The 15568-nt window shown below is 39.8% G+C and carries 14 protein-coding genes; 5 read left to right on the top strand and 9 right to left on the bottom strand.

The features are described from left to right. Window positions 1-91: 91 nt before the first annotated feature. A complete protein-coding gene (locus tag B4N43_RS14755) occupies window positions 92-1111 on the bottom strand; it encodes an aldo/keto reductase (RefSeq protein WP_286735449.1) in 1020 nt (339 codons plus the stop codon). 24 nt (window positions 1112-1135) lie between these two features. Beyond that, on the bottom strand, window positions 1136-1870 hold the full coding sequence (surE, locus tag B4N43_RS14750) for a 5'/3'-nucleotidase SurE (protein WP_286735448.1): 735 nt from the start codon (window positions 1868-1870) through the stop codon (window positions 1136-1138). A 51-nt stretch (window positions 1871-1921) separates the two neighbouring features. On the opposite strand from surE, the gene B4N43_RS14745 reads away from it, so the two are divergent. Both B4N43_RS14745 and B4N43_RS14740 read left to right on the top strand, forming a co-directional pair. Further along, window positions 1922-2830 carry a diacylglycerol/lipid kinase family protein gene (locus tag B4N43_RS14745; RefSeq protein ID WP_286735447.1) on the top strand — a complete coding sequence of 303 codons (909 nt, stop codon included), beginning with the start codon at window positions 1922-1924 and terminating at the stop codon, window positions 2828-2830. Window positions 2831-2890: 60 nt separating this feature from the next. Further along, window positions 2891-3157 (top strand): hypothetical protein, encoded by a 267-nt coding sequence (locus B4N43_RS14740; RefSeq protein ID WP_286735446.1) that lies wholly within the window; start codon window positions 2891-2893, stop codon window positions 3155-3157. A gap of 100 nt (window positions 3158-3257) precedes the next feature. Here B4N43_RS14740 and B4N43_RS14735 read toward each other — a convergent pair whose 3' ends face one another. Then, window positions 3258-5276, bottom strand: a complete 2019-nt coding sequence (locus B4N43_RS14735) for a hypothetical protein (protein WP_286735445.1) — start codon at window positions 5274-5276, stop codon at window positions 3258-3260. A 192-nt stretch (window positions 5277-5468) separates the two neighbouring features. Between B4N43_RS14735 and B4N43_RS14730 the strand changes: the two genes are divergently transcribed. The 3 genes from B4N43_RS14730 (at window position 5469) to B4N43_RS14720 (ending at window position 7407) form a co-directional block, all read left to right on the top strand. Beyond that, complete coding sequence (locus B4N43_RS14730; protein ID WP_088162485.1) at window positions 5469-5672, top strand: ArsR family transcriptional regulator; 204 nt, start codon at window positions 5469-5471, stop codon at window positions 5670-5672. 101 nt (window positions 5673-5773) lie between these two features. Then, window positions 5774-6454 carry a hypothetical protein gene (locus B4N43_RS14725; RefSeq protein ID WP_286735444.1) on the top strand — a complete coding sequence of 227 codons (681 nt, stop codon included), beginning with the start codon at window positions 5774-5776 and terminating at the stop codon, window positions 6452-6454. Window positions 6455-6606: 152 nt separating this feature from the next. Beyond that, the gene (locus B4N43_RS14720; protein WP_286735443.1) at window positions 6607-7407 is read left to right on the top strand and encodes a 3-keto-disaccharide hydrolase; all 801 of its coding nucleotides are present in this window, start codon (window positions 6607-6609) and stop codon (window positions 7405-7407) included. A gap of 179 nt (window positions 7408-7586) precedes the next feature. Here the strand turns inward: B4N43_RS14720 and B4N43_RS14715 are convergent, their stop codons facing one another. The 6 genes from B4N43_RS14715 to B4N43_RS14690 form a co-directional block, all read right to left on the bottom strand. Continuing rightward, the gene (locus tag B4N43_RS14715) at window positions 7587-8822 is read right to left on the bottom strand and encodes a Ca2+-dependent phosphoinositide-specific phospholipase C (RefSeq protein ID WP_286735442.1); all 1236 of its coding nucleotides are present in this window, start codon (window positions 8820-8822) and stop codon (window positions 7587-7589) included. A gap of 12 nt (window positions 8823-8834) precedes the next feature. After that, a complete protein-coding gene (locus B4N43_RS14710) occupies window positions 8835-11639 on the bottom strand; it encodes a TonB-dependent receptor (RefSeq protein WP_286735441.1) in 2805 nt (934 codons plus the stop codon). 253 nt (window positions 11640-11892) lie between these two features. Next, entirely contained in the window at window positions 11893-13065 is a 1173-nt protein-coding gene (locus B4N43_RS14705; RefSeq protein ID WP_286735440.1) for a helix-turn-helix domain-containing protein, read from the bottom strand. A 103-nt stretch (window positions 13066-13168) separates the two neighbouring features. Then, entirely contained in the window at window positions 13169-13351 is a 183-nt protein-coding gene (locus B4N43_RS14700; protein ID WP_120336403.1) for a hypothetical protein, read from the bottom strand. A gap of 248 nt (window positions 13352-13599) precedes the next feature. After that, on the bottom strand, window positions 13600-15264 hold the full coding sequence (locus tag B4N43_RS14695; protein ID WP_286735439.1) for a hypothetical protein: 1665 nt from the start codon (window positions 15262-15264) through the stop codon (window positions 13600-13602). 32 nt (window positions 15265-15296) lie between these two features. Further along, window positions 15297-15527, bottom strand: coding sequence for a hypothetical protein (locus tag B4N43_RS14690; protein ID WP_286735438.1), 231 nt, complete (start codon window positions 15525-15527; stop codon window positions 15297-15299). Between the last annotated feature and the right edge of the window lie 41 nt (window positions 15528-15568).

The following is a 15568-nucleotide window of genomic DNA, read 5'->3' as shown; positions in this document are numbered from 1 at the left end:
CAATGATTTCAACGAGAATTAGTTTTCGCTGAGATACTTTATTCAAGAGAAAAAGGGTGCGCTAATCACACCCTTAATCTTATCAGGTATCTTAGGTATTGGGTACCGGTGCGTGTTCTTCAATAAGTTTATCATGTTTTAACTCTTTCCAAAAGTCGGCGGGAATCTTGGCCTTAAAGGAATGTGCATTTTGCACGGCCTGCTCAGCGGTATGTGCTCCGGGTATAACACCGGACACTGTTTCGGGAGCGGCTGCAAATTGCAATGCTGCTGTACGGAGATCCACAGCATGATTTTCCGCGACCTGTTGCAAAGCATTTAGCTTTTCTTTAACACCGGCAGGAAACTTCCCATCATAGAGATAACGGTCTTTACCCGATAAAAATCCAGCACATAATGGAGCTCCTACAATAATGGAAATATCTCTTTCAGCAACTTTGGGGAAAACCTGATTCAGTTCATCGTCATGTTTTATCAATGAATACTGGCAGGCCGAAAGAAAAATATCTGGATCAGCAACTTCCAATGTCTTTAAGATAGGCGCAACGGTATTGACTCCAAGTCCCCAACCTTTAATAACTCCTTCTTCTCGCATCTTAGTCAATTCGGGCATTGCTCCATGAATAGCTTGCTCAAAATAATGTGTATAGCTGTCTTTCATATCCCCATTGTCAGGTGAAAGGTCATGAATAAATACAACATCAATGGAAGATAATCCCAAGCGCTGTAGACTATCTTCGATACTTCTTCTCACTCCTGAGGCGCTATAATCATATTGGTAAGCAAAATTTAATTTTCCTTTCCATAACGATTGTTCCATTTTAAAATCCTCCCGTGGCAACAATAATCGGCCCACTTTTGTTGACAACGTAAAACTTTCTCTAGGCTGATCTTTTAAAAATAAGCCCATTCTACGTTCACTGATACCCAAACCATACCATGGCGAGGTGTCAAACAATCGTATCCCTGCATTCCAGGCGGCTTCGACTGCCTTTAAGCATTCAATATCTGAGTTGTGCTGAAATCCATTTCCCAATGCCACTCCCCCAAATCCAGCTTTATTGGCGGGACGGAATTTTTTCTTTTGTATTAAATTTTCGGCTGTTACCATCTTGTAGTGTTTTATTACTTGCTATTATTTATGTTCGCTTGTCTGCCTTGCCGCAAGTTCATCATGTGCAGTAAGATCAAGACGTAAAGGCGTAATAGAGACCAAATTGTGTTCTACTGCCCAGCGATCAGTCCCCTTTTCAGCTGGTTCTAATGGCACCACTGTAATCCAATAGTTTTTCCTTCCCATGGGATCCTGTCCAGGAACCACACTGCCATCATATAAACGTACTGATTGTCTTGTCCAGGAAACCCCTTCGGGTTTGGGTGGAAAATTCACATTATAAAGAGCAGGACCCTTATTTTTCAGTAATATCTTGAGTACCTCGATTGTCCACCGAGATAGCCCTTCAAAATCAGGTTCTGTCTTTCCAACAGGTGTACTCAATGCTATACCAGTAATCCCGAGCAATGTGGCTTGCTTTGCTGCAGCCAATGTTCCTGAGTGCCACATTGAATTGCCTAAGTTTGGCCCCATATTAATACCAGAAAGTACAACCTGCGTATCTGGAAACATATGCAAACCCAAGGCTACACAGTCTGCCGGTGTGCCATTGACCCTATAGGCATCAATATCCTCAAAAGTAACAGGCGCATGCCGATAGCTTAGGGGCCGAGAATGCGTAATAGCATGCCCCATTGACGACTGCTCAACATCGGGTGCAACAATCTTAACCGTCCCAAACTCTTTCGCCATCTGTGCCAGTGCCGCAATCCCCGGTGAATAGATACCATCGTCATTGGTGATAAGTATATTCATAGCTGTCCTTTTCTATGAAAACCAATCTCAAGCATGCTTTGTTCTGCTGTTATGAAAGAACATGGCAAAAACATAAGGTTAGTACACAATCCTGCTGCTGGGGATGACTCGAATGGAGATAAAGATGAACTATGTCAATTGATTGAAGATCTTGGCCACAATTGCACTGTAGTAACAAAAAAAGATGCTGTCAAAAAGATCGACGCACAGACGGATATCATCGCCTTGGCTGGCGGTGATGGCACTATAAGAATGACCGTTATGGGTCTACTGGAAAAAAAGCTAAGATTTAAGAGGCCGATCGCTATATTACCACAAGGCACGGCAAACAATATTGCTATCTCTCTTGGTATTCCTCTAGACTCTGAAAAAGCTATCGGTCTGTGGAGAAGCGCTATACTTAAAAAATTCGATGTAGGGATGGTCATAGGGTTAGAAAGAAAACCTCTATATTTTATTGAATCTATCGGTTTTGGGGTATTTCCTACACTAATGAAAAAAATGGATAAAAAAAACACCGAAGATCTTAGTGCGGAAGATGAAATCAAAACTGCACTAAGACAGCTCCGCAAGCTGGTGGAAACATTCCCCGCTACCACACTGAAACTTACGGTAGCTGGAAATAACTATGAAAAAGAGTGCATACTAGTTGAGATCATGAATATATCAAGCATCGGACCGAGGCTAGTGCTTGCTGCTGATGCTGATCCTGGAGATGGACAGTTTGATATCATCATTGTCACTGCCGATCAACGTCAGGAACTTATAAGCTATATCGATGGACTATTGAATGGAACCAACGTCGAATTTAAAATAATACCTATCCGGGCTAGTCGATTAGCGATGGAATGGAAAGGCAAAGAAATACACATCGATGATGAGCGCAAGAGTTACTTCGGCCAACAATTGAAGCTTAACTTGCTGGAAGGTATAGTTGAAATTATTACAGGCAATAAATAAGATACGATTTCAGCCAACGATAATGGTTCGAAAAATGTTCTCTTTAAAAAAAGAGTTAAAATGAACAGATCAAAAAACATAAATAATAAACTAGGCATGGTGGCCCTTCTCATGACTGCTATCCCAAATCCGGATCCACGTGAGCCAAGCCCAGACTTGTCCGAGTCACAGGAAGAGGAAGCTTCTAAAGAAGAAGACGAGGGCCCTAACACCAATCTATCTGGTCTCAAAGACGATCGCACCCATAACAAGGAGGAAGCACAGGCTGAACAGAAAGAAAAAGATAACGAAGATAAACCCGACCTTTCTGGTGACATCAATGTTTAGATCATAGCAAAATGATCCTAAATCTTTACGTGGGATATTTACCTGGGGACATATACCTCTCGGTATCGAAACATTGCAGTCAACGATAATATTAAGCCCCTTAACCTTTTCGAGGTGGGAAGAAAAACAGCTTTGGATTTATTTTAAAATAGATCCAAACAGCCTTTCCCATTTTAATCAATTCTTTCGACGATAGATTTCGCGAGCGGAAGGCTAACATCAAGGATAGCGAAAAGCTGACCATAAAATTAAAGAACCCAATAATTCCAATCCCTAAAATGCCCCAAACCCATATGTCGGTAGAGAGCTCCATCCCATGACCAAATAAGCCCAAAGCCAAATTTCCACTGGCAAATGTAATATGCCTAATGTCAAGATTTAAACCTAAAAAAAGTCCGATGGAAGCTGTTGAACCCATAAATATCCCGAACCACACGTTAGACACGATTCCTGCCCATTTTTTTTCATAAAACGAAGCTATTTTGTTTGTTTTTGCTTTTCCAAATATCTTTTTCAACATGGGGTGTTCCTGAATACGATAATATACCGAGTTATGCTTGTCCCGATTTGAAATACTACCGGCAATAATACCGGAAAGAAATAAAAAAACACCTGCAATAGAGGCATGCAAAACCAAGGGCGTTTTTATCGGATTGAGATCATTGACCAGATGCAACCACTTGCCACTCGCAATATTGACCTGAAACAATTGTTGAATCACCCAAACAAGAAAAAGACTCATCGGAAAAGCCATCAAAACATTACCGACAAAAGCAATAAACTGAGACCGAAATAATCGCGCAAATAATTCAGCAAATATCCAATACCGATGTTTGTTGGTCCCCTGTTCGGCAATCCCCTGCTCAATTGCGTTGACCAATGCGGAAGCAGTCATTGCTGGTTGTTTGGTGGCTAAGGTAGCACCAAAAAGATAAATTAACGTAAAGCCAACAGCATAATTCAGGCTATATAAAAATGCATGACCAAACTCACTGCTGTGAACCTTACCTAACAATAATTTAACGATACACATTACGCCTACAATAAGTCCTCCACCGCAGGCAGAACGGAACATTTTCCAATATTCCTGCCGACTTGAAGTAATATAATGTTCTCCAGTCTGAGCAGTATGATGAGTAATCTCGTACGCTAAAAGCTGTGTACTTTGCCCTACCAATTTGCGAATATTGCTTTTTCGGGAATTGTATCCAATCAGGGTCATTGTTAGTGCGATAGTCTTTTCCTTTTTTTCCTTCGGATTATCAATCACTAAAAAAAGCAAGATTTCTCGGATCCTTTCAAGTTGTTGCCGCATGCGCAAAAGTGATTGATTAACCTTTATGGAAATTCCGAAGCGATGTGAATTATCGAAGGCAGTTTCAATATACGATTCGCATTGCTTATGAAGTACCAAAATTTGTTTATAAGACAGATCATCCGAGGAGATAAACTTATTATCCGATTGCAAAATACGATCATTCAATTCGGTAAATTCCCGCATAATGGCTATAAATGGACTATCAAAATTTTGAAACTCAGGCACCATCTTGTTTACATCCGTTTCCATTGCACGTCCCGTAATACGTTGAACCAACAGTTCCAATCCATACAATATTTCGATCATTCCAAAACCAGTTTCATCATCATAAATTGTTTCGAATCGACATAAACGAAACAGTTCATCGACCTGCTCTTGCGAAACCGTAACAATCCAATCGGCATCACGAGGTTTGTAAAAAACCTGATTTAATATATATTGCAAAGTAGACTTGGGTGGCTGAAAAGGTAAGTATCGCTCGGTGATCCTTTTTTTAAGTTCATAAAAAAAATCCGCATAGCTGATAATTCCTGTATCTGAAATCAACTGATCAAAATCTTTCCTGGCCAGAATTCTTTTTAAATAAAGCTGAAAGCATTCCAGCTCCTCGGGTGCGGCATGGAGATAATCCAGTAAAAATTGAATATCGATCTGATAAAGCAGATTGGTATGCTTGGGACGAATGATATCCACTAGAAGAACCAAAAAATCGACGTTTACATAAGCAGAGTCTTCTAATTGAGTTTTAAATCGTATAAACAAACTGCTTACCTGCTGCTCTTTATCCTGTTCTTTTTTCATAAATTATAAAATCCCTGTTTTAGATACCAAATTTAGGTACATTTTGTTTTTTTAATCTAAAAGAATAACACGCTACATTGTGTCAAATAGCCACTTGAATAGATGATTTTGATCATTTTGCGTCCCTTTTCATTTTCATAATTTTACAGCTAAGAAACTATAAATCAAAAACTAAGCCCATAACAGACGAAAATGAAAAACTACGATAAAGTGAAGTCCGCAAAATTATGTTACGAACATATCGGCGGAAAACTCGGCCAGCTCTTACTGGAGGTGTTAATAGCAAAAGGTTGGCTAGCAAAAACAGATCCCAGCGATAGAAACCTCTATATTACTGAACTTGGAGAATCCCAATTGACAGCATTTGGCATTGACTTATCACAAATTAAATCGTAACCATCATGAACTTACGCTTAGATTACGACAATTTCTTTCTACCCGCACAGGACCTGGAGAAACATTTTCAGTATATTCGTATAACTTAACGAATTCATACTATGAATGCGATAACAGACTGTGAACTTCAAAATATAGACCCAGACGATATTGGCGATGTACTCGTTAAAGTCGAAAAATCATTTGACATTAAGTTTAGGGGCACAGAACTTATGCATATCTCAACGTTTGGTGAGCTCTGCGATCATATCACAAATAAGATCCAACTTGATCATTCTAGCGACTGTACAAATCAGCAGGCTTTTTATAAGCTACGTGAGGCAATAGCTTCGACAGCTCAAATCGATCATAAAACGATCACGATAAACGCTGCACTTGCGGATATTTTCCCAAAAAATGGTCGGCGGTTAAGGGTAGAAAAACTCGAAAGACATTTAGGCTTTAAACTTGATATCCTACGCCCTCCCTTTTGGCTGACCCTATTACTTGCGATTTTTTATGTTGCTTCCTTAGCTGGTATTTACTTTAATTGGCCAATTGGACTCACAGGCCTTGTGTTTTCGCACACTTCGCTTTGGATTGCACACAAAACCGGTAAGGTGCTTGGCTTGCAGACGGTAGGACAATTGGCAAAAAAAATGACAGCGGAAAATTATTTAAAATCGAGACGAAACCCTACTACATGCAATAAAATCGAGATTGAAAAAGTATTGACAGACCTGTTCAGTAGTGAACTATACCTTGACAAAAGTAAATTAACAAGAGAAGCGAAACTTGCTTGATATATACTGATTCGTCGTTTAAATTGTCTTATTATGATCTAGCCAGCGCTTAACGGCAATGAGTTACGGATGTCCACGATATTTCTTAGACTGTAAAGTTTAATGGAATATATCGTATCTTGCTATCCAATTTTAAACCAAATATCACTTCAATGCAAAGAATTATCTATTCAATAGTAGCTATCGGTCTTATTTTTACAGGATGCACAGGAATGAAAGGTCAGGGCGATAATAATGGCTGGAAATCCTTGTTTGATGGAAAGGACATCAATGATTGGTTTGTCAAAATTCATCATCATGATGTTGGTGTGAACTACGGAAATACTTTTCGAGTTGAAGATGGAATAATTAAGGTCAGATATGATCAGTATGATGATTTTAATGATCAATTTGGCCATTTATATTATAAAACACCCTTTTCTTATTATCATTTAAAATTTGAATATCGATTTGTAGGCGAGCTCCATAAAGGTGCCCCCTCCTATACACTTCGTAATAGCGGCGTTATGTTTCATTCGCAGGATCCCAGAACAATGCTGAAAGAACAGGATTGGCCCATTTCTGTCGAAATGCAACTTTTGGGAGGACTAAGCGATGGCCAGCCCCGCCCTACAGGCAATATGTGTTCTCCTGGAACCAATGTCGTCTATCAGGGCAAAATAGCTTCCTCACATTGTTTAAATTCTACTTCGAAGACCTATGATGGTGATCAATGGGTTAAAGGGGAGTTGATTGTATTAGGAGATTCGTTAATCAAACATATCATTAACGGAGATACCGTACTAGAATATTCAAGACCTCAGATTGGAGGTGGAACAGCCAATGGATATGACCCTAAAATTAAGATCGATGGTAAGTTGCTCAGCAGTGGATTTATTGCATTACAGAGTGAAGGTCAACCTGTAGATTTTAAGAATATATGGATTAAGGAACTACCTAAACCAAAGAAGTAAAAGAGGTTAAGGAAAGAAAAAGGCACAAAAATGGAGTTTTTTAAGAGAAAAACAACCGTTCAGATTATTTCAATTTCTGAAAAATCCTGTATGAACAAGTAAGATCATTCGAAAAACTTTTGAGAGTGACCTTACTTGTTCAATTTATTCAAGTGTATTTGCAATAGCGACCAATAGACCTAACGTTTTGTAGATACCATGTCCTTAGATTTTTTCATCATGCTATTTACAGGATTCCGACGGGCCACCTTACTATTGGGCAGCCTTACATAATAAGAAGTATTATAACCATTTCCAGGTCTAAAAAAATCTGTGGAAATGATCTGAGCTCCACTACTGAAAGCAGCATTAGCCCTACTGTAATCATTTATTTTTGCTTCGTAGGTTTCAATATCAGACCTACTACGTACGATATACCCCTCCCTCACCAAACGTTGGATTTCTTCCTGACGAACCAAAGCATTGTCCAATAGTATAAAAGAAGCAAAACTATCATTGGGTTCCGACTGGACAAACATGATACGCTTCTCAAGATTAGGTTTATCTTTAACATAGGCAGATTCAAGGTTCATTCCTGCTGTTGCTGGCAGCAGCAGGAAGACAAATTTACCGCGAGAGGCTTTAACAGTGGGCCAATGACCAGAACGTATTGCTTCACGTAAAGTACTGTAATTTCCACGTACATCGTCAGGTGTAATGAGCTTTTCTCTTCCCAATACCGCAACAACTTCGGCATCCAGCTGGTCAAAAGCTTTATCATCAAATGGAAGTACCTCAGCACTATTAGGAAAAATCGGGATCCCCTTGTCTTTGGCTTCGACCATAATAAATATGGGGAGATGTTGGGGATGCTGTTCGGACCAGTCTCGCAGCGCTGCAAGACCGGCACTGAATGTTGCATAATGTGATCGAAAATCAAAATCAGCAATATGAAGCATCTTGAAACCAGGTTTTTCCAAATCCTCTTTTTGATATGGAGCGAGATCCGAAACTCCCATTTTATTTAGGAGTTCATAGCCTGCAGGTTTATCAAAGCGATGGCCAGTAGGGTCATAATATACATCCATTTCTAAACTACGGATTCCACTATCTAGTTGCACATCAAAAGGTGGATGGTCGTATTTTAATCCTTCACTCATAGACATCGCATTGGGGTGAAACTCCTTAAAGGAATTAAGTTTATCTGGAGGGAATAACGTTGACATCTTCTCCATCATCTTTGAAAAAATAGGGTCTGCATAAGCCGAAAGACGTGGATCCACGGGTCTGGCGTAACTATTGTGTGTCCCCAGGACTTGAATCTGATTGATCTTTAGTTGATCCAGTTCTGCCAGTTCGGTTTGTTGGCCAAAGCTTGTTCCAATGCCCACTACAAACAGGGACATTGCGGTTAAAGTGATTTGTTTCAATTTCATTATTGTTGTCATTTAAAAAAGTTTTGCACTGATACCAATTTGACCACGGACTGAATACCATTCAGCCTGCTCAGCACGATCGTATACACCATGGTAATAGCGTACTGGGGCACCAGTAATATTGTTTAGTTCGGCAAATAGCCTAAACTTGGCGTTAATAGCATAAGAAGAAGAAAAGTCTACCGAAAAATTACTCGAATACCATCGATAATGCTCAGGTCCAGCTATTTGCCGAATAGCATCAAGGTATTTCCCTTTATAATTCCCTGCAATACGAGCCATAAATTTGCTATTTTCATAGATTAGAGAAACGTTGAAAAGATGCTTGGCCTGTTTAGGAATCACACTTTTATCTTCTATTAATTTTCCATTGTCAAAGCGCGGAACTGTAGCTTTTGAATCTGTAAACGTATAATTTGCATCGATTCCAAATCCCTTCCATATTCCGGGCAAATCGGTAAACCGCTTTGATATGCCGGCTTCGAAGCCTGCGAGCCAAGCATTTTGGAGGTTATCCGGTTCGTTGACATTGAACATAATGCCATTGATATTTTGTGTAGACTGATTGGAATAAATCAAGTTGGAAAGCTTTTTATAAAATGCGCCTGCTGAGACCATCCCTATTCCACCGAAATAATGCTCAACCATCAGATCAAAGTTGCTGGCAAAAGTGGGTTTCAAATTAGGATTTCCGCGTGTGATCATACGGTTGATATCATCCTGAACTGTACCTGGATTGAGATTCCCAAAATCGGGGCGCGCAAAACTTCGCGTAAATGCAAGTCTAATAATATCGTTTTTTGTCGCATTTATCTTCACATGCAACATAGGCAGAAAGGCATTATAGCTATTGTCCTGATTGATAGCTTCGACATGAGTAGATTTATCGGCAAGCGTAGACACTTTGTTCCCCGAAAAAGTGACTTTGTTATATTCGTTCCGTACACCAGCAATAAGGGTAAACTGCTCAGTCAGTTTGTACTCCGCGGAGCCATAAATAGCGTAGACATTTTCCCTTCCACTGTAATAGTTGGCCGCTCCAGAGGCATTTGTAGCGGAATCAACTCGGAAGGGATACAACTTGTTACCAGCAATTCCTGCTGGTGAAGCCAGCTGCTTTACGGATTCCATAGAAATCTGGTCAATGAGTTCATTGTCATAAGGTGATCCTATTTCGGTCAAAAAACCCCCACGATACGGATAAGGTTCAGTCCCTAAACTAGCTAAGGTCGGGGCAGGTCCTGAAACACCGGCTACATAAATACTATACGGGTTTTCTACTTTCTTGTCTTTGTGAATATATTTGCCGCCAAATTTAACAGTCAATGAATTGCTCGGCGTATATTTTAAATTGACGCCAGCACGTTTGTTGCTCTCCTTGTTTTTACTCCTAATATTGACGACTTGTGTCAACTTCATAGCCTCGGCACTAATTGGAGAGGACGGTGAAAGATGTGGTAGGATCCGATCAATATTATCCCCTACTCCATCAGGTGAATCCATCGCCAAGTATTTCTTTCCATCTGTAGCCATGTCTTCGTAGGAAACCTTCTGGGAGAAAGTAGCCATCGGGTAGTAATCGGGATTCTTAAATTTGAATGAAGATCGATCCATGCTAATTGCCCAGTCCAAGCCTAATTTTTCTGAAAAAACGGATTGTCCGCTCAGCTCTCCGGAATACAGATTTGTATGATAATCTGCCGTCCTTGTTGTAATTGTTGCTGTCTTGGTATTAAAATAGAAGTAGTTTTCCCGTACGCGTTGCGCATCTAGATATTCACTATACAAGCCCTTGACCATAATTTTGTGTTTCTCGTTGAAGGCATATTCCAGCCCTCCATTAAACCCAACAGTACGTCTGTGGGCAATATAATCACGCAATTGAAGATCTGTAATGGAAAAAGCTTGAGTCTTATTGCTGTTTCCAAAATCATAGTTTAGATTGTATCGATCCTGGGCAGCTGTTCGGTCCCAGATTACTGCAGAAAGAATGTACCCTAATTTACCCTTCGCAACACGATCTCCAAAAAGGACAGAACCATTATATGAGCCTCGTTGAGATTGTCCATTATACCCACTGGCAGCATTGATGTTGAGCGTACGTTTAAGAGGGGCAGCCTTGGTAATAAAATTGATGGATCCACCAATAGCATCTCCTTCCATATCAGGAGTAATAGCTTTTGACAATTGTACATATTGAATCATTTCCGAAGGAAATATATCCATCTGAATTCTTCTATCTGCATAATCAAGACTAGCTGAAGGAAGTCTATTTCCATTTAACAACGAAGCACTCCACTGGATTGGTGTCCCCCGTACAGAAACATAGCGTCCCTCCCCTTGATCCCGCTCAATTGATACCCCTTGAATACGTTGTACAGCTTCGGCAGCATTCCGATCGGGCAGTTTACCAATGGCATCTGCCGCTAACACTTCCATAATGGCATTTGCCCCTTTCTTGATGTTCAATGCTTTAAGTTGAGAGCCCGCAGAAGAACCAACAACAACAACTTCACCGAGGCTATTGTTGGAAGGTACCAATTTAATGTTCCCTAAATGGATCCCTTCATGGGAAACTATTGTATCAAGTGTGAACACCTGATAGCCGGTATAGAAAATAGAAAGCTTAATACGTCCCTTTTCTTTTAAAATCAATGTAAATCTACCATCTAAATTGGTTTGTGCCGCCAGCTTTCCAACTTGCACTGTTGCCCCGGGCAAGACTTCATCAGTCGTTGAAGTAACTAATCCCGTAATCTGTTGTGCCTGTAAAAAAAAAGGCATCAACACAATCAAAAAGAGTAACGTTCTTTTCATATCATGTAATCAATTTTTGTTATTTGATACGAAATTGATATTTCATTAACTACCGATCGTCTTCCTCGATAAAGAAGAACCCGCCACTTACGAAAAACCACATAAACAGCTGTATTTATGATATTTACAAGAATTAATTTTGTATTAAGCTTAGGTTATCGATAAATTGGCACCTGGCTAACGACGCAGAAATACGCCTTTGCCAATTCATAGCGAAAAGTATACCGTTACTCGGAGATGCTCCAGTAAGCCATTAGGCCTTCAGTAGATTCAAATGCGCTGCGCCCTTGAGATAGGCTGATGGAGTGCAACCTTGGACTCTTTTAAAATATTGATTAAATGAAGATTTGGAATGGAAGCCGGCCTGAAATGCCAATGAGAGAATATTAATACTTTCGCCTTTTTTTCTGCACTTATCCATCAGCATCACCACCTCCTTAATCCTATACTCATTGATATACTGATAAAAAGACTTTTCTTTGTATTGATTTAATGTTTCTGAAAGGTGATGGCGCGATACATCCGCTTTTGCTGCCAGACTTTCCAATGTCAGATCGGGATCCAAAAAAACTTTATGATTGGACATCAAATACTCTACCTTAGCCAAAATACCGGCGTAGTCCAAGCTGCTATTCTTTTCATTTTCTTCCACAGGAAAAGAGTGCTGTTTTTTACTTTCGACGAGGATCAGTTCTTCCTCTTCATTGACAGATAGCTGTTCCTTAGGTTTTTCCGGCTGATAAACATGGACATAGAGGAAAGAGCTTATTTTTACATAAATAATCGAGATACAGATAATCGCCAATATCGAATAGATAAAGACGCGAAGCCACAAATGGATAAAAGAAAAATAAGCGGTAATATCGAACAGCTGAGTCCAAATCGTGATGATAAGAAATGCAAGACCTATTAGTAAGAACAAAAACGCAGCTAACCTAACCATACCTTTTTCCAATTTCCAGAACACCGATATTGACTTTATCTGAGCCAAAATCTTTAAAGGATAAGCAATATATAATACCGTATAAGCATAACCTGACATTGAATTGTATTTTTTTATAAATGGCGGTAGCTCCCCAGCACTGTTAATTACATAAGCAGCAATCCAAAAATAACCAATTGAAGCACATATCGACGGAAGCATAGCCAGGAGAATATCAATGGGTTTCCCGCGATGTTCGAGATAGCGCATATAACACCATAGTAACCCTGGATAGGCTAAAGCAATAAATGTATTAAACTGTTGGTGGATTTTTGAATGGGGCCAAAAAACATTCAGAGCAAAACTGATTGCCAAATGCAAAAATATGGAGGCCAATAAATAAGAAAGAATATTATCATGCTGTCCATTATTTTTTTTATTCTTTAATAAAACACCCAATGCCAATAAAGCCTGGGTGGCCCCTACAATAATAATATAATTCACGTCCTTAATCTGACTAAGCTGTTTCGCGAAGTTAAGAATCAGGTATTATCAAATTGTTAAATATGCAATCCACTCCCTATTCGGTATTTGACATAATAAAGAATTAAGCAAGTTTACACCTATCGCGCAAATATTTCCTTAGCCAGATGATTACTGTCCTCCTATCCTGTACATTATATTTCGCCATGGCTTCTTCAAGCCACAACTCGCCATTAACAATTGCGTTGATCACATCCGTCTTCACTTCTTTTGTAAATCGGGGTCTAACTTTATTATTTTCGTTCATTAAATTGGTTTTTATAACTGGCTTTTCAGAAAGCTCATATCGCGTTAAGGTCAGTTGAAGATTGAAAATTCATAAATTTCAAACACAAAGAACTAACACAATCTCGCTTTTTTAATTAACGTTATAGGAACATAACTGGTCACTATGATTATAAAAAGCAACCTGTAAAACAGGTCGCTTTTATCGCTATTTAAACGAAATCCAAAATTCTAATTAAATAGCTCATTAATCATCATAAGAACGCGATGTTAATTTCTTACACAACGCACATTTTTCATTTGTGTCTCGATCAAGTCTATGCCAATGACAGATATGTTGAGTAGATTTGCTGTCAGATCCGCACTATTGTTCCCGAAGAGTCCTTTTTCACCGTGGTAATACCACGCACCCAAACCAAGTAGTCCTCCAATTTTAATACCCGAGGAACCGGTCCAGATTTCCGCACGAGTTCCGAAATTGCCCAGGTTGATCTGTACAAGACCATTCACCACAGCGAAAGAGGTACTACCCCCATTGAAGTTGAAGTGAAGTTTGTTATTTGGATATGGTGCGGCTGTTCCACTTGCGTTATATTCAAAATAACCTCTACCGTTACTTGTGCCGTATGTCGGACTCTGACCACCGATTCCCAAAAAGCCGGTCAGCTTCCGAAAATCACTTTCACTAGCTTGGCGCCACACACCTTTAGGATAAACTTCGTTACAAGGATCACTATTGACGCCAAATCGATCAGGCACCAGCCCTTTGAATGAAAAGTAAGTATTTCTGGCATTTGAATGTGCATAGGTATGGTGAAAACGATATGGATTATGCCCTGCCTGATAGTAAATATTCTGTCTCGCCCATCTTACTCCGTCCACAGTTAAAGGTGATTCTAACAAATTGACCAATAGACGATGGCTGTTTCCTAATACCGGTGTAATGTTGAAAGTAAAATTCGCTGGAGTCGATGAGAATTGGCGCGTTGAATTATCATCTATTTTCAATGCCAAATTTGAGACATTTACTTTTATCCCACCAGATACCGCTGCAGGGTCTGCAGTATACACATAAGCGATTTTTGCATCTTGGTAAGACGGGGCAATATCCGCAAAACTTGAAAAGGCTATTTCTTGATCAGCAGAAATTAGGTTAGAAAGTGTACCGTTACCAACATCAATTGTGGCAGTTTTTATTCCTGCGATCTCTACCTTAGCGCCGGTCATATTAGCGAACATCCCCATCGAGTTCAGTTCTACCGCCAAACGGGCAAATTTATGTTTAAATAGAATGTTGATCGGAACATTTACATTTGGTCCTCCCGTGGGCACAGCAACCTCACCCGTTGCATACAACACATCTTTTCCAGCTGGAAGCGCAATCGTTGTATTGCCCGTATTGATGTTAGGGATATCTTCACCATTATTGTAAGATAAAGCTACCCATTTGTAGGTTTGGCCCTGCGTCACATCAATTGCTCCTTGGCTGCCTGTTGTAAATTGCGTAGAAGATACCAGTTGGCTGCCGTCTTGTGAAAACAAGAATAAACGATAAGTAATGCCATTGTCCATCGCGGCGGCACGTGCCCCATGTGCAGATGTTGCTGCAGCCTTAGTGGTAAACTGGGCCGCCTTAAATGGAACATTATTATCAATTTCAATCAATGCATCAAATTCTGGAAACTCCAATAGTTTTGGACCATTCAAACTGGTCGAATTTGTACTGGCTTTACCTTTGACAGATGCTGTCTGCTGCGTCTCATCTATACCCGATACTTTGAGAACCAGCTTCGTTCCATCCAGTTTTGTTCCTTCTTCAGTCTGATCAATACGACCATCTTCCTTAGAACACCCAGAGAATGTAACCGTACTTCCCAACAATAGGGCAATAGATGTAACGGTCCAACTTAAACGCTTTAAACGTGATATTTTCATAAAATTGTTAATTTAAATAAATAGATGTTAGTTTATAAATCGCCGTTACCTTCGCCTCCAGAACCATTTCCCCAATCGCCAACACCAGGATTTGGACTTCCTGTACCGCCCGAACCGGCAGCAATCCCTTGTTCCAGCTCAATTGTTTGCACCTCCATAGTAGGTGCTTCGTAGGTTTTCTTTTCTTTTTTCATTTTTTTAAAATTTGGTTTAATTACATCGATACTTAATTGAATTAAGCCTAAAAATGACCTAAACAACATTACCAATAATATTTACGCAAACTTATATATGAAAAAGAAAA

This window comes from Sphingobacterium sp. UBA1897, assembly GCF_002337775.1.
Taxonomy (GTDB): Bacteria; Bacteroidota; Bacteroidia; order Sphingobacteriales; family Sphingobacteriaceae; genus Sphingobacterium; species Sphingobacterium siyangense.
The sequence above is the reverse complement of the archived record's forward strand: the minus strand, read 5'-3'. Positions and strand labels throughout refer to the sequence as shown.

Coding starts and splice junctions, on each gene's coding strand:
- B4N43_RS14720 (WP_286735443.1), top strand. CDS start 6,607: ATGCAAAGAATTATCTATTCAATAGTAGCTATCGGTCTTATTTTTACA.
- B4N43_RS14715 (WP_286735442.1), bottom strand. CDS start 8,822: ATGAAATTGAAACAAATCACTTTAACCGCAATGTCCCTGTTTGTAGTG.
- B4N43_RS14695 (WP_286735439.1), bottom strand. CDS start 15,264: ATGAAAATATCACGTTTAAAGCGTTTAAGTTGGACCGTTACATCTATT.
- B4N43_RS14700 (WP_120336403.1), bottom strand. CDS start 13,351: ATGAACGAAAATAATAAAGTTAGACCCCGATTTACAAAAGAAGTGAAG.
- B4N43_RS14755 (WP_286735449.1), bottom strand. CDS start 1,111: ATGGTAACAGCCGAAAATTTAATACAAAAGAAAAAATTCCGTCCCGCC.
- B4N43_RS14745 (WP_286735447.1), top strand. CDS start 1,922: ATGAAAGAACATGGCAAAAACATAAGGTTAGTACACAATCCTGCTGCT.
- B4N43_RS14730 (WP_088162485.1), top strand. CDS start 5,469: ATGAAAAACTACGATAAAGTGAAGTCCGCAAAATTATGTTACGAACAT.
- B4N43_RS14710 (WP_286735441.1), bottom strand. CDS start 11,639: ATGAAAAGAACGTTACTCTTTTTGATTGTGTTGATGCCTTTTTTTTTA.
- B4N43_RS14740 (WP_286735446.1), top strand. CDS start 2,891: ATGAACAGATCAAAAAACATAAATAATAAACTAGGCATGGTGGCCCTT.
- B4N43_RS14690 (WP_286735438.1), bottom strand. CDS start 15,527: ATGTTGTTTAGGTCATTTTTAGGCTTAATTCAATTAAGTATCGATGTA.
- B4N43_RS14735 (WP_286735445.1), bottom strand. CDS start 5,276: ATGAAAAAAGAACAGGATAAAGAGCAGCAGGTAAGCAGTTTGTTTATA.
- B4N43_RS14725 (WP_286735444.1), top strand. CDS start 5,774: ATGAATGCGATAACAGACTGTGAACTTCAAAATATAGACCCAGACGAT.
- surE (WP_286735448.1), bottom strand. CDS start 1,870: ATGAATATACTTATCACCAATGACGATGGTATCTATTCACCGGGGATT.